Annotated in this window: 13 protein-coding genes; 1 reads left to right on the top strand and 12 read right to left on the bottom strand. The window is 66.0% G+C overall.

Features of this window, described 5'->3' with window-relative positions:
* Positions 1-77 precede the first annotated feature (77 nt).
* From AWB95_RS00680 to ligD, 10 genes are all read right to left on the bottom strand, one after another.
* Positions 78-623, bottom strand: a complete 546-nt coding sequence (locus tag AWB95_RS00680; protein ID WP_062540710.1) for a GNAT family N-acetyltransferase — start codon at positions 621-623, stop codon at positions 78-80.
* Between the two features lie 9 nt (positions 624-632).
* On the bottom strand, positions 633-1550 hold the full coding sequence (locus AWB95_RS00675) for a 5-oxoprolinase/urea amidolyase family protein (protein WP_062540709.1): 918 nt from the start codon (positions 1548-1550) through the stop codon (positions 633-635).
* An 11-nt stretch (positions 1551-1561) separates the two neighbouring features.
* Positions 1562-2212 (bottom strand): 5-oxoprolinase subunit B family protein, encoded by a 651-nt coding sequence (locus tag AWB95_RS00670; RefSeq protein ID WP_085167421.1) that lies wholly within the window; start codon positions 2210-2212, stop codon positions 1562-1564.
* 74 nt (positions 2213-2286) lie between these two features.
* Positions 2287-3294 (bottom strand): ABC transporter substrate-binding protein, encoded by a 1008-nt coding sequence (locus AWB95_RS00665; RefSeq protein ID WP_084707211.1) that lies wholly within the window; start codon positions 3292-3294, stop codon positions 2287-2289.
* A 212-nt stretch (positions 3295-3506) separates the two neighbouring features.
* Complete coding sequence (locus AWB95_RS00660; protein WP_139818437.1) at positions 3507-4082, bottom strand: hypothetical protein; 576 nt, start codon at positions 4080-4082, stop codon at positions 3507-3509.
* 587 nt (positions 4083-4669) lie between these two features.
* The gene (locus AWB95_RS00650; protein ID WP_062540873.1) at positions 4670-5266 is read right to left on the bottom strand and encodes a hypothetical protein; all 597 of its coding nucleotides are present in this window, start codon (positions 5264-5266) and stop codon (positions 4670-4672) included.
* A 310-nt stretch (positions 5267-5576) separates the two neighbouring features.
* The gene (locus tag AWB95_RS00645; protein ID WP_062540872.1) at positions 5577-6323 is read right to left on the bottom strand and encodes a hypothetical protein; all 747 of its coding nucleotides are present in this window, start codon (positions 6321-6323) and stop codon (positions 5577-5579) included.
* 7 nt (positions 6324-6330) lie between these two features.
* Positions 6331-7572 (bottom strand): hypothetical protein, encoded by a 1242-nt coding sequence (locus AWB95_RS00640; protein WP_232315721.1) that lies wholly within the window; start codon positions 7570-7572, stop codon positions 6331-6333.
* 90 nt (positions 7573-7662) lie between these two features.
* Complete coding sequence (locus AWB95_RS00635) at positions 7663-7947, bottom strand: type VII secretion target (protein WP_062540870.1); 285 nt, start codon at positions 7945-7947, stop codon at positions 7663-7665.
* 158 nt (positions 7948-8105) lie between these two features.
* On the bottom strand, positions 8106-9320 hold the full coding sequence (ligD, locus tag AWB95_RS00630; RefSeq protein ID WP_062540869.1) for a non-homologous end-joining DNA ligase: 1215 nt from the start codon (positions 9318-9320) through the stop codon (positions 8106-8108).
* Positions 9321-9376: 56 nt separating this feature from the next.
* Between ligD and fadD2 the strand changes: the two genes are divergently transcribed.
* The gene (gene fadD2, locus AWB95_RS00625; protein ID WP_062540868.1) at positions 9377-11050 is read left to right on the top strand and encodes a long-chain-fatty-acid--CoA ligase FadD2; all 1674 of its coding nucleotides are present in this window, start codon (positions 9377-9379) and stop codon (positions 11048-11050) included.
* Positions 11051-11133: 83 nt separating this feature from the next.
* Here fadD2 and AWB95_RS00620 read toward each other — a convergent pair whose 3' ends face one another.
* On the bottom strand, positions 11134-11640 hold the full coding sequence (locus AWB95_RS00620) for a DinB family protein (RefSeq protein WP_062540867.1): 507 nt from the start codon (positions 11638-11640) through the stop codon (positions 11134-11136).
* 138 nt (positions 11641-11778) lie between these two features.
* Complete coding sequence (locus AWB95_RS00615) at positions 11779-13977, bottom strand: acyl-CoA dehydrogenase family protein (RefSeq protein ID WP_062540866.1); 2199 nt, start codon at positions 13975-13977, stop codon at positions 11779-11781.
* Positions 13978-13994 lie beyond the last annotated feature (17 nt).

Raw genomic sequence — 13994 nt, 5'->3', positions numbered from 1 at the left:
ACGCGGTGTGATTCATAGGCTGCGCGTGGCCTGTATCACATTGCCCGTATACCACTGGCTGCAATGGTTTTCGGCGACTACCACACGTCGCCGTCACGCCAATCGCACATCAGCTCGGCCGAGGTGTCCAGGCTGATGCCGACCGGGAACACGAACACCGACCCGTCGTCGTCGGGAGTGCGCGTCGGCCCGGTGGGCGCCAACACCGACGTCGGTCCGCGCCACGGCAGCCACCCGCGCACGGTGTAGAGCCGTCGTCCCCGGTCCGAGGAGCTCAGTGCCCCCAGCGGGTAGCCGCCCCGAATCACTTGCTCGCACGCGTCGAGGATTGCGATCGCCAGGCCCTGGCCGCGCCACTCTTCGGCCACCGCCACCGCTTCAATGTAGCCGCAGCGTAACGGCGTGCCGCGGTAGATCAGCCGCCGCTGTATCACTGCGCCGTGGGCGATGATCGCGCCGTGGTGCCAAATGAGGGCATGCATCCCGCCCAATGCGTGGTCCCAGTCGGTGTCTCCGAATTCGCCGGCAAACGCCGCGGTGACCATGTGATGGGCGCTGTGGCGGGTCTCGGCGTCGAGATCGGAGGTGTGAACCAGGCGGGCGGTGTGGACCTGGGTGTGCACACCTTCGGTTTACCAGGCCAGGGGGCCTGCCGTCACTGATCCGGAAACCGCCGCCAGCGGCGACCTCGGCCGCGACCAATGCAGCCGGACGTACTGGCCGGGCCGCACCTGGGCCAGCTTGTCGATGTCGTCGTCGGCGACGACGCCGACCACCGGATAGCCTCCGGTCACCGGATGGTCGGGACCCAGGATTACCGGTAAACCGTTGGGCGGCACCTGGATTGCGCCACGGGTGGCACCCTCGCTGGGCAACTGTCGATCCGGCCAGCGGTATTGCAGCGGGCGTCCCTCCAACCGCATCCCCACCCGGTCACTGCGGTCGGAGGCCATCCAGATGGTGTGCACGAGTGCGTCGGGATCGGCCAGCCAGTCGTCGCGCGGGCCCGGCACCACCAGCAGTTCCACCAGGTGCTCTTCAATTGCGGCGACTGGGGCCTGTTCGAGTTCCGGGTAGTCGTCGGTGTGCTCGCCGACCGGCAGCACGTCACCGGCCTGCAGCGGCAGCGGCCCGATCGCCGACATGACGTCGTAGCTGCGCGAGCCGAGCACCGGTGTCACGTCGATGCCGCCCCGGACGCTCAGATAACTGCGCAGGCCCGAGTAGGGCGAGCCCAGGGAGATCACGTCGCCGTCGCGGACGTGGTGAATGCTGTTGTTGCCGAAGGCAATTCCGTTGACCGTCGGGTCGGTGTCGGCGCCGGTGACCGCGATGTCGACGTCGCCGCCGCGGACCCGGGCCGAAAACCCGCCGAAGGTCACCTCGATGGTGGCGCGGTCGTCGGGGTTGGCCACCAGGCGGTTGGCCAGGGTGTGCGAACGGCGGTCGGCGGCCCCCGACCGGGTGACGCCGAGGTGGGCGAGCCCGACCCGTCCGAGGTCCTGGACCAGGGCCAGCGGTCCGGGGCGCAGGATTTCCAAAGTGGTCACCGGTGATCTCCTTACGCGGCTCGGAACTGGACCCACATGCCCGGCGTCAGCAGCGCCGGGTTGGGACGGTCGATATCCCACAGGACGGCGTCGGTGTGGCCGATCAGCTGCCATCCGCCGGGGGACCGGCGCGGATAGATGCCGGTGAACTCGCCGGCCAGGCCCACCGCGCCGGCCGGCACCGACGCCCGCGGCTCCGACCGCCGCGGTACCGCCAGCCGCTCGTCGCCGCCGACCAGGTACGCGAAACCCGGTGCGAAACCGGCGAATCCGACCCGCCACGGCGTCGAGGTGTGGGCGTTGATGACCTGGGCGGTGCTCAGCCCCGTGCGCTCGGCGACCTCGGCGAGGTCGGCGCCGTCGTAGACGACGTCGATGACCACGTCGACGTTTCCGCCCGGCGGCGCGGTCTCGACGGCGTCGGTGTCCACCCGCAGCCCGCGCAGCCGATGGCGGACGACGCCCTGGTAGCGCGGGCTGTCGAGCTTCACCAGCACGGTGCGGGAAGCCGGGACGATGTCGAGGACGCCGGGCAGCGCCGCCTCACGCAGCGCAGCGGCGGCCGCCAGCACCTCGGCGGTGCTGCCGAACTGCAGCAGCAGTGCCCGATCGCCGTAGTCGAGGACGGTGTTGGCCACCGTCAAATCCATTGCCACGCTCATTACTCGACAGTAACTCCGGGTTTGCGAGGCGGCGAGAAATTTTCGAGCACTGCCAGAGCAGCCTTAGCAAATGCTTAGACGCCAAGGGCTTTCGTGATCAGCGGCGGCAATTGGTCGGCCACCACGGGGTAGCTCAGCGGGGATGCGAAGGCGATTGCGCCGGCTTGGTCCTTGGTGGTGAAAACACTGTGGCTCTGCCGGGCCGCCACCTCGGGGACGGCCAGCAGCGCCTGCTGATCGTCTTCGCTGTCAGTTGTCCAGATCACCACGTCGGCCGCGGCGAGCACGCCCTGCATCTTGTCGCGGGGAATGAACGCGCGCTGCGCGTCGACGGCGAACGGAGTGGTGCTGTCGCCGACCACCAGACCCATCTGCGTCAAAAACTCCGTGCGCCAGCCGGTGGTCGCCACCGCATTGTCTTGGTAGAGCCGGCCCTGCAGCAGCAGCACCTTCTTGCCCTTGAATTGCGGGTTCTGCTGCGCGACGGCGGTGAACTTCTGGTCGACGCCGTCGAGCAGCGACTTCATCTGATCGGCTTGGTAGACCGCTTGGCCGATGGCGGTCGCTTGTTGCTTCCACGGCTCGAAGAACGCCTCGCCGTCGGCTTGCGCGATCGTCGGCGCGACCGCCGTGAGCTTTTGGTAGGTGTCGGCGTCGACGCCGGCGTTGGTCGCCACGATCAAGTCGGGTTTCAGTCCGCCGATCTGGTCGACCGGGATTCCGTTATCCAGGTTCAGCACAACGGGTTTGGCGTCGCCCAGCTTCGGTTGGGCCCAGGGCCACACCGCGAACGGCTGGTCGCCGAACCAGTTGGTCACCGCGATCGGTACCACGCCGACCGCGAGCAGGTCGTCCTGCCCGGTGTAGCCGGCGCTGACCACCCGCTTGGGTGGCGCGGCAATGGTTGTCTCGCCGAACACGTGCGGGATCGTCACGGGCCCAGGGCCATCGGTCCTTGGGGCCGGTTTGTGCGACGAGCACGCGGCCGTGGCGGCCAGCAGCCCGGCCGCGCCGGCAACGCCCAGGAATTCGCGCCGACTCCATTTACTCTCCAGACCGCGGACATGGTCGGTCTCCTGCATGCAGCGATTCTCTCTTATGGATGGCGGGAAGAGGGCGCAGATCGTGCGACGCGCTGGCCGACTGGGGTAGCCAACCTCTACTGCTGTTCGGCCCCGGGCGGGAGGGCTTCGCCGCAAGATCTCGACACAACCGTGGAGTCAATGGGCTCGAATATAAATCGGGCAAGCTCGGTGTGGGCCAGGCGGGAAAACCGCTGGTTAACGGCTGTTCGTCAGCTGGTGGCGAGCAGGATTTGGCCGTGCTTGGTGAGCCCTCGGCGCGGGTCGTCTGGAACGAGTTTGGCTGCGGCACGTTCGAACTGTGACCCGTAGGTCTCGCTGAGGCGGAGCTCGATGGTCTCGCTGACAAAGGGCGCCAGGCTGGTCATGCGGTAGTCGTAACCGCTGGTACCGATGACGAGGTGGACACCGGCCGGGTGTCCGCGCCGCGCTATGTCGGCGATTTCATCAAACCTATCGACCCGGTCGCGCTGCCAAGCCCGCCAGCCGTCGATTACCAAGACGAGGTGGCGGGGACCGGGAGCGCCGGTGGCGATCCGTCGTGCGAGAGCCTGGATGGTCGCGTCGATGCGCTCGGACGAATCCCAACTGATGATTTCGCTGACGTTGGGCAGGAGCAACTCCGGAAACGCAGCGGTGTGGTAAGCGGGTCCCAGATAGATGAATTGCAGAATTTCCGGGGGCGTTAGTGTCGTGCGCCGCGGCGATGACGGTGGCCACAGCCGCGGTGACGTGATCGGGGTTGCCGCCGGCAATCGTGACGATCCCGGGATTGTTCGCGAAGTCAAGGGTCAACACACTGTGTCGATGTTCAGCGGAGTTGTCAACGACGCCGATCGGTACACGAGCCCAATGGCGAACGCCGCCTTCGGTTTCCCATCGTGACACGAGCTCGGCGATGGTCAGTTTCTGTGGAAGTTCGGCAGCCCAACGGAGTCGCTCGGCGGGCTCGGCAGTAGGAGCAAACTTGCCGTGGTTCCACTCCGGTGCGACGTCGGCGATCACCTGGTGTAGATCGGCGGGGGCGACTACTTGAAAGTGCCGCGGTATAGTGACATTGTCCGCTTTGACGTATCCGCTGCCGCGCCTGGTCAATTGCGCCGCGTCGCTCACACCGATGACCTCCCGTGAGTGGGAGCCGGAAAGTACTTGCAGCGCAACACGACTGGGAAATACGTTCCTCAACCCGTGCGGCAGAGGTGTCGGGGAGGTCAGCCACAGGTACAGTCCGTAAGCGTCTTCGGAGACCGCGATGTGGGTGATTAGGTCGCGCAAGTCGCGCAACTCGTAGTCGGTGTCCAACAGCTCGGTGGCGTCGTCGATGACGAAAACCAGCTCGGTGAGTTCACGGGATAGCGGCTGTCCGACGCGCAATTCAGCGAAAGACCGCACCCGGTGTCGTTGCAGCAGCGCCCGGCGCGATTGGACTTCGCCGCGAATATGGTCGAGAAAACGGGCCAACGCCGCTTTGTCGTCGAGATCGGTTTCTTCGGCGACAACGTGAGGCAGGTTCGCCAGCTGTGCCGGCAGCCCGGTGGCAGAGCGCCCTGTGGCAAGCACATAATTCAGCCGAGTCGGCGGATTGACGAGTGCGGCCCCCCAGGATTGCGGAGGTCAGCAGATCCTCACGGCCCGAGTGCTCACTGGCGATGATGGTGTGGTGGCGCCGGACGGTCAGCATGGCCGCGCTGCCGTCGGCATAGACGCCAATGGGGGCCACCGTTGGATCGTGCGGCCGCAGCAACGAGCGGTAGTCGACGCCGGTGGTGTCGATGTCGTCGGGCGCGGGGCCGTCGGACCCGCGTCTCATCGCGTCGAAGCGCCGCAAGTCGTCGATGCCAATTATGGCCGCTTTGGGGGCACCGTCGCTGAACACCACAAATTGCTTGCCCGAGGCTGCCGAGGCGAGGTAGCGGTCCGTGTCACGGCTCACCTCGGTCGCCGTAACCAGCTCCCCGTCATCAACCAACATTACGATCCCTCTAACGTCGCGGGCCTCCAGACTATGCAAGCCAGGTCCGGAGTCCACTAAGGCCAGCCGTTGCGATCTCTGCGTCTGTCCTCGGCGGTATTTTCTGCCCGGATGCCGAATTCGGCTCTCTTGTCGAAGTTTTCGTCGTCGGGGTCCGCACGGCGGCCAGCGACGAGCGCTAAGGTGCGCTGCAGCAAGCCCGCCAGGAGAATGACCGCGAGAGCGGCTCCTCGACATGACTCCCGTGCAGTCCCGCGGCGTAAATCGCCTGTATCTGAGTTATCAATGGGGCTGCAAAGTTGGTGATCGCTCAGTCAGCTTTGAAGTCATTCGACGACAGGCGTGCCAATGCACGACCGTCAGTAAGCTCGGCACGGTCCTCGGGATGTTGCCAGTAGAATCGCACCATCTGGCGTAAAGCCTCCCCGCCCCGCGTATAGGCGTCGGCCGTCGGCAGGGTGTGGTTTTGCCCGTCAGACATCACCATGACGATCGCGCTCCGTGGCGGAGGTCGGCTATCTGGCTGTCGATCGGTGACTTCATTCACCTCGCCCCAACCACCATGTCCGACGGAGGACCACAACCCCTCGGTGAACTCGAATCCTTCTGGGGTCAGACGCAGGTAGCTCGTCGGACCACCGCGACGGTACGCTCGCCACATGATCAGCGCCCCCGTCACCGCGCCGGCAGCGGCGACGAAGGGAAGATAGACAAGGTAGAAGTGCCGTGCGGCGGGCATCGGGATGTCTAGTTTGCCAACGGGCGCGAAGATCGCAAACAGCCCCATAGAGACGACTGCGGCTAATGACATTGTCTGAGCGAGCACCTCAACACCCCGATCAGGCCGGATTGTGGTACCCGCGGCGTCGAACGTCCCGCGTGGCGCGACTCTTCCCAACCTGACTCGGATTAACGTGGCAGCAAGGCCCACGCAAGATACCGCGAATCCAAAGACCACGATCGCCGTCAGGAATTCACCGCGCGCGAGAGTAATAGCAGTCCAAACCACGCAAAGAATCCCGATGCCGCCAGAAAATGCCAAGCTGAATAGCTTCATGGGAAAATCAACCAGGACAAATGACGTTGCCGACCTTCGTACCGACCCACCCGAAAGCCGCGCCTCCTACAACGTCACCTAGTCCGGCCATGATGGGGCCTCCCTCTGCCAATGCTGCTCCACCCAGTACGCTGCCACCGGTTCCGAATAATCCTGAGACACCAGCGACGCAGGCCTCGTGTGCGGTTGCCGCCGTAGCGACGTCGTAGGCCATGGCACCGATGCCCAGCGCCGGCCCGGCGTAGCGTGCTGCTTTTCCGACGTCTTTCACCGATTCGGGTGTGAGCATGGGAATCCGGCCGCCACGCTCTGCATGGGTTTCCAATCCGGTCAGCCCGCCGCCTATTGTGCTGAGCACGGGATGGCCGAAAAGCGGGCTGTCGGCTGGTATTTCGGCTTGTCGGCCGTCGGCCATGGTGACGCTAGCCGTCGGCTTGCTACCGGGCGCATCGGTGATTGTGAGGATTGTGCCGTCGGCCCATTGCGTTTGGGTGTATTTGGTTTGGTTGTCCAGCCCGGTCCACGAGCTGGTGCCCGACACGAACTTGCCATTCTTGTCGTAGTAATCGTCGGCGACCTTGGGCGTCAACGTGCCCCAGTTCGTGATCACATGTTTGCTGCCGTCCTGCATCATCAGCGTGGTGACGTGTTGACCATCCTCGGTGGTTTTCTCGCTGGACTCACGCACCGTCATCGCCATGTCTTCCCCACGAATGTTGCCCTGCTGTATCAGACCTTGCATCGTCCGCGGGTTAGGCACTTCGTCTGCGGGCCGCGAAGGACTCTGCGGGAAGATGGAGGCCATATCATTCGGGCCGGGGAGGGTGAATCCAAGTTTCTGCGCTGCAGCCTGCACATTGGCTGCTGTGCGATCATCTGCGTCACCCACGTCAAGTAATAGCCGATTGATTTCGGCTTGTTCTTGCTCGGCCTGATGTTGCAGCTCGGCTGCATGCTGGGCGGACATACGCGCCGGCTTGATCAGCACCACCCACTGGTCGGTGACATGCAACTCGCCCTGATCGATGTCGTCTGCTGCTCGCAGCAGCCGATACCGAGCGGCCCCGATCGTCGAGTCACCATTGCTCACCGCAGCCCCCACCGCACCAACACCGGTAGCGAAGTCCGAGGTTTGGTGGGTCGCCCGGCGAAACATGCCCATCGCCGCGTCATGCGCTTGGCCTTCCCACCCCCCGGCCTCAGACAGCCGGTCGATCCCATCCTCGAGGCCACGCACCGCGCCGTACACCGACTGACCTGCAGCGTCGATCGCTTTCCCCGCCGGTGACAGAGAGTCGGGGTTCCATGCTTGCAACCGCGAGCGCGATGGCAACACGGGCTAAAACAACCCCTCGAATTTCCCGGCGAGGGTGTCGTCCTCCACCTCATAACGATCACCCGCACCACGCACCGCCGTCCCCATGTCGGCGACGTTCTTGGCGATCTTGGCCTCGACTGTGGCGATGTGCTCGCCGACCAGACGAGCCGCCCACTGGGTCGCCGACCCGGGCAGCCCGTCAGCGGCCGTGCTCACCTCGTGCCCGACCTCGGCGCTGTGGATGGTTGCCGACGCAGTGTCGACCTGACCGGCGAAACCGCGCAAGAGCTCGGGATTGACCCGCATCGCAACCCCTCAATATCGACCGTTAAAAGAACTTGGCGACGCGCAAAAAGCGCGTCCGCCAACAGTTCGACATTAACATCGCGTAGCCGCAGGCCAGGACCGAAAGTCGGTCGACACGGAACGGCCGATAGTAGCGGCGCGTACCGCTGGCGGCCCGCTTAACGCGTTGGCCATGGGCTGTAGTCGGCGATCAACTCCTCCTGCGGCGGCCGCTGGTCTTCCGGCACGTGCTGCAGGTTGATCCGAATCCGGTACCAGATGGAACTCGGCCCGCGCATCCCGTCGACCAGCACGTCGGCCGGCTGCAGCCGATCGGCGGCGGCGGGGTAGCGGTCCCGCCAGGTGTCCAACGCGGCCATCGCCTCGTCCTTGGTCTTGGTGCGGGCGATCTCGATGAGCGGCATCGGGGATTGGCGGCGGCCCGGCCCCGCTCGTTTGCGCGCGCCTTTCGGCGCTTTCTCGGCGGGGCCGAGTTCTTCGGCGAGTATCAGCAGCCGCTCCAATCCGCCTGTCGCGGAGTCCATGCCCGCCCATGGGTCGTCGATGTCGGCGAACCGGTCCGGCACGGTGGATATCGTGAACGCCGCCGGGTCGCAGCCGCCGACCTCGTCCCAGTGCAGCGGCGTGGACACCCGCGCGTCCGGCGTGGCCCGCACCGAATACGCCGACGCGACCGTGCGGTCCTTGGCGTTCTGGTTGAAGTCGACGAACACCCCTTGGCGCTCCTCCTTCCACCAGCGGGCGGTGGCCAGCTCCGGCGCGCGTCGCTCGACCTCGCGGGCCACCGTCTGGGCGGCCAGCCGTACCTGCCGAAAGGTCCAGTGCGGTGCGATGCGCGCATAGATGTGGAAGCCCCGCGACCCGGATGTCTTGGGCCACGGCGTCAGCCCGTAATCCTCGAGCACCTCGCGGGCGACGGCGGCCACGTCGACGATCTGGGGCCACTCCACACCGGGCATCGGGTCCAGGTCGACCCGCAACTCGTCGGGGTGGTCGAGGTCCTCGGCGAGCACCGGATGCGGGTTGAGGTCGATGCAGCCGAGGTTGATGGCCCAGGCCAGCCCCGCGGCGTCGTGGATGACGGCCTCGGCGGCCGAGGTGCCCGAAGCGTAGCGCAGTTCGGCGACGTCGACCCAGTCCGGCCGCTTGGCGGGTGCGCGCTTCTGGAAGATCGCTTCCTGGTCGATGCCTTTGACGAAACGCTTCAGGATCATCGGTCGGCCCGCGACACCTCGTAGCGCCCCGTCGGCGACGGCCAGGTAGTAGTGGATCAGGTCCAGCTTGGTGCGGCCGGCAGCCGGGAAAATCACCTTGTCCGGATGGGTGATCCGGACCCGGCGCCCACCGATTTCCAGGGTCACCGGGCCGGCCATAGGTTCATGGTAATTTTCCCGGCCGGACTGCGACGTGGGTCACATATGGTGGGGTCATGCCTAGTTTGCTTGACCCGTTCGGGGCCGTGGCCAAAGTCCAGCAGTATGCGTCCCGCGGCCTGGCCGAACTGCACTACGTGCGCAAGATCTTCGAAGCGGGCGGGTTCCCGATCGAGCCGCCGCAGAACGTGGCGGCGATGGTGAACGACATCCGCAAGTGGGGCGAGATCGGCATGCTGCCCGCCCTGCATGCGCGGCGCACTCCCGACAAGGTGGCGATCGTCGACGACGACGGCGAGTTGACCTGGAAGGAACTCGACGACGCCGCCAACGCCGTCGCCCACGGCCTGCTGGACAAGGGCGTCAAGGGCGGCGACGGCGTTGCGCTTCTGGCGCGCAACAGCCGCTGGTTCGCCATCGCGGAGTACGGGTGCGCCCGGGTCGGTGCCCGCATCATCTTGCTGAACAGCTCGTTCTCCGGCCCGCAGATCAAGGAGGTGTCGGAGCGCGAAGACGCCAAACTGATCATCTACGACGACGAATACGCCGAAGACGTCAGCAAGGCCGAACCGCCGTTGGGCAAGCTGCGGGCCCTGGGGACCAATCCCGACTCGGACAAGGATTCGGGCAGCACCGACGAGACGCTCGCGGAACTGATCGCACGCAGCAGCGGCGAGCCGGCACCCAAGGCGAGCAAGCACTCGTCGATCATCATTTTGACCAGCGGCACCACCGGCACGCCGAAGGGCGCGAACCGCAGCACCCCGCCGACTCTGGCCCCGATCGGCGGCATCCTGTCGCATGTTCCGTTCAAGGCCGGCGAGGTGACGGCGCTGCCGGCGCCGATGTTTCACGCGCTGGGCTTCCTGCACGCCACCATCGGGGCGTTCCTGGGCTCGACGCTGGTGCTGCACCGCAAGTTCAAGCCGCCGCAGGTGCTCGAAGACATCGAAAAGTACAAAGTGACGGCGGTCGTGGTCGTGCCGGTGATGTTGGCGCGGATGCTCGATGCACTGGAAAAGATGGACAAGAAGCCCGACCTGTCGAGCTTGCGGATCATCTTCGCGTCCGGCTCCGCGCTGAACGCCGACGTGGCCGAGCGCGCGCTCAAGGACTTCGGACCGGTTGTCTACAACATGTACGGGTCCACCGAGATCGCGTTCGCCACGATCGCAGAACCCAAGCACTTGCAATACAACCCATCGACGGCCGGGCCGGTTGTCAAAGGGGTGCGGGTCAAGATCTTCGACGAGAACGGCAAAGAACTTCCGCAAGGTGAGGTCGGCCGGATCTTCGTCGGCACCAGCTTTCCGTTCGAGGGCTACACCGGTGGCGGGGGCAAGCAGATCATCGACGGCATGTTGTCGTCGGGCGACGTCGGCTATTTCGACGAGCACGGCCTGCTCTACATCAGCGGCCGCGACGACGAGATGATCGTCTCCGGCGGCGAGAACGTCTTTCCCGCCGAAGTCGAGGATTGCATCAGCGGGCACCCCGACGTGGTCGAGGCGACCGCTATCGGCGTCGAGGACAAGGAGTGGGGCCACCGGTTGCGCGCATTCGTCGTCAAGAAGGAAGGCGCCGACATCGACGAGGACACCATCAAGAAGTACGTGAAAGATCAGTTGGCCCGCTACAAGGTGCCGCGCGAAGTGATCTTCCTCGACGAGCTACCGCGCAACCCCACCGGCAAGATCCTCAAACGCGAACTGCGCGAGATGGACGTCTAATCCCTTTTGGCGCGAGCGTGCGTGTCTCCGGCCGACACGCCGGTCGAATCGCCGGGTTTGCGCACGCTCGCGGGCGCGCGGGCTCAGCCGTCGAATCCCGTTGCGCCGTCGAGTTGTTCGCGCAGAATGTCCAGCTGTCCGGTGTGGCGGGCCGTCTCCTCGATCATGTGCACGTAGATCCAGCGCAGCGAGACACGGCCGAGGCGCCGGTGCGGCACGGTGTACTCAAGCGGATACTCGGCCGCGATGCGCCGCGATTCCTCGCATTGCGCTTGGTATTCCGCAATCAGCGTGTCCAGCGACTCCTCGGCCAGGAATTCGAACTCCCAGGACCGCTCGTGCAGGCGGCGGTTGTCGTCGACCCGCTCTTGCAATAGCTGATCGAACCAGCCGTACTCCGCCCAGCGCAGGTGCTTGACCAGCCCGCCCACCGTCGTCGCCGACGCGACGAGGTGACGGCGGGCGTCGGCGTCGGATAGGCCGGAGACCTTGCGTACCAGGATGTCTCGGTAGTCGTCGAGGAAACACTCCAGGGTTTCGCGCTCGCCGGCATCGGCACGGTCGCGACGATTGGGCGCGGCTTCGGTCATGACGGCGAAGCTAGCAGGGAGCAAGGCCTCGGCGCGACGGGTTTTCGGCTGGGTCGACGCCCGCGAGCGTGCGCAAAAACGGGTTTCACCGCGGCGTGTCGTGCGGGGACACGCACGCTCGCGCCAGGAGAGTGCGGGCTACGGGTCGCGGGGCAGGCCCAGCAGCCGCTCGGCGATGATGTTGAGCTGCACCTCTGACGTGCCGCCGTAAATCGTGGTCGCACGGCTGGCCAGCAGGTACTCCGCCCACTTGCCGGGCAGCTCCTCGGGATCACCGATGGCGGCGTCGGTGCCGAACGTGGACACCGCGAATTCGGCGTAGCCCTGCCCGGTTCGCATCGACAGCAGTTTCGAGATCGCCGCCGACGGCATCGCGTCACCGCCGGCCAGCGTCAGCAGCGTCGAGCGCATGTTGAGCACCTTGGCGGCATGCCCCTCGGCGATCAACTGGCCCGCCCGGTTCTGCGCGACCTGGTCGAACTGACCGTCGCGAATGAACTCGACGAACCCGTCCAGGTTGGCCAGGAACGGCGCCTCGCTGCTGCCGATCGAAACCCGTTCTGCGGTAAGCGTATTGCGGCTGACCTCCCAGCCGCGATTCACCTCACCGAGCACCAGCTCGTCGGGCACGAACACGTCGTCGATGAAGACGGTGTTGAACATGGCGCCGCCGGTGAGCTCGCGCAGCGGCTTGACTTCGATGCCTTCGCTCTTCATGTCGAGCAGGAAGTAGGTGATGCCGTTATGTTTTGGGGCGTTCGGATCCGTTCTGGCCAGCAGAGCCCCCCACTGGGAGAACTGCGCGGCGGTGGTCCAGATCTTCTGCCCGGTGATGCGCCAGCCGCCGTCGGCCCTGGTCGCCTTGGTGCTCAGCCCGGCCAGATCCGATCCGGCGCCGGGCTCGGAAAACAGCTGGCACCAGATCATTTCGCCGCGAAACGTCGGCGGCAGGAAGCGTTGTTTCTGTTCCTCGGTGCCGAACGCCACGATCGACGGCACAATCCACGACGCGATGCCGATCTGCGGCCGCTTGACCCGCCCCCTCTCGAATTCCTGGGCGATGATGATCTGCTCGACCGGTCCGGCGGCCCGTCCCCACGGCTTGGGCAGATACGGCAGCACCCAGCCGCCCTCGGCGATCGCGACGGTGCGCTGCTCGCGCGGCATCGCCTTGAGCGCGGCCACCTCGCCGCGGATCTGCTCCCGCAACTTCTCGGTGTCCGGATCCAAGTCGATGTCGAGTTTGCGCATCCCGGTGCTCGTCGCGGTGTCGACCACCCGCTGCGGGTAGTCGGTGCGGCGGCCGAACGATGCGGCCAGGATCAGTGCGCGCCGGTAGTAGACGTTGGTGTCGTGCTCCCAGGTGAACCCGATCCCGCCGTGCACCTGGATGCAATCCTGGGTGCAGCGCTGAGCCGCCGCCGGCGCCAGCGTCGCCGCCACCGCAGCCGCGAACTCCACCTTGGAACCCTCAGTGTCGCCGTCGCTTTGGCTGGCCTCGTCGAGCGCGCGGGCGGCATCCCACACCGCCGCGGTGGCCCGCTCGGTGTCGGCGACCATCTCGGCACATTTGTGCTTGACCGCCTGGAACTGGCCGATCGGCCTGCCGAACTGTTCGCGGATCTTGGCGTACTCCGAGGCGGTGTCGGTGGCCCAGCGCGCGACGCCGACGGCCTCCGCGGACAGCAGCGTGGAGATCAGCGCATGCGCGACGGTCTTGGAGAGGTTGCTCAAGACCGCGTCGTCGCCGACCTCGACAGCGTTGGCGCGCACATGGCCGATCGGGCGCAGCGGGTCGACGCTCTTGACCGGCTCGATCTCGAGCTGGTCGGCGTGCAGCACAACCCATTCCTCGCCGCTGTCGATGGCCACCGGCAACACCAGCACCGACGCCTGCGCCGCCGCGGGCACCGCCCGGACCTCGCCGCGGATCACCAACTCATCGCCGTGGCGGGTGGCGGTCAGGCCGGGGCCCAGCGCGTAGGCGGCGATGGCCGCACCCGACGCCAGATCGTTGAGGACTTTCGCGTCCGGGTCATGCGCCGAGATCAGCGCACTGGCGATCGCCGACGGCACGAACGGGCCCGGGACCGCACCGTAGCCGAATTCGGCGAGGACCACCGCTAATTCGAGGGCGCCAAACCCTTGGCCACCAACCGATTCCGCCAAATGCACACCCTGCAAACCCTGTTCGGCCGCGGCCTGCCAGTACGGCGGGGGATTGTCGATCGGTGTTTCCAGTGCGGCGTGCAAAACCTCCGACGGCGCTACCCGCGCCACCAGGGACCGCACCGAGTCGGCCAAGTCTTGATGCTCAGGAGTTATCGCGATCGGCATCGCCTTGCCCTGCCTTT

It is taken from the genome of Mycobacterium celatum (assembly GCF_002101595.1).
GTDB classification, from domain to species: Bacteria; Actinomycetota; Actinomycetes; order Mycobacteriales; family Mycobacteriaceae; genus Mycobacterium; species Mycobacterium celatum.
This window is presented reverse-complemented; position numbering and strand designations above follow the sequence as displayed.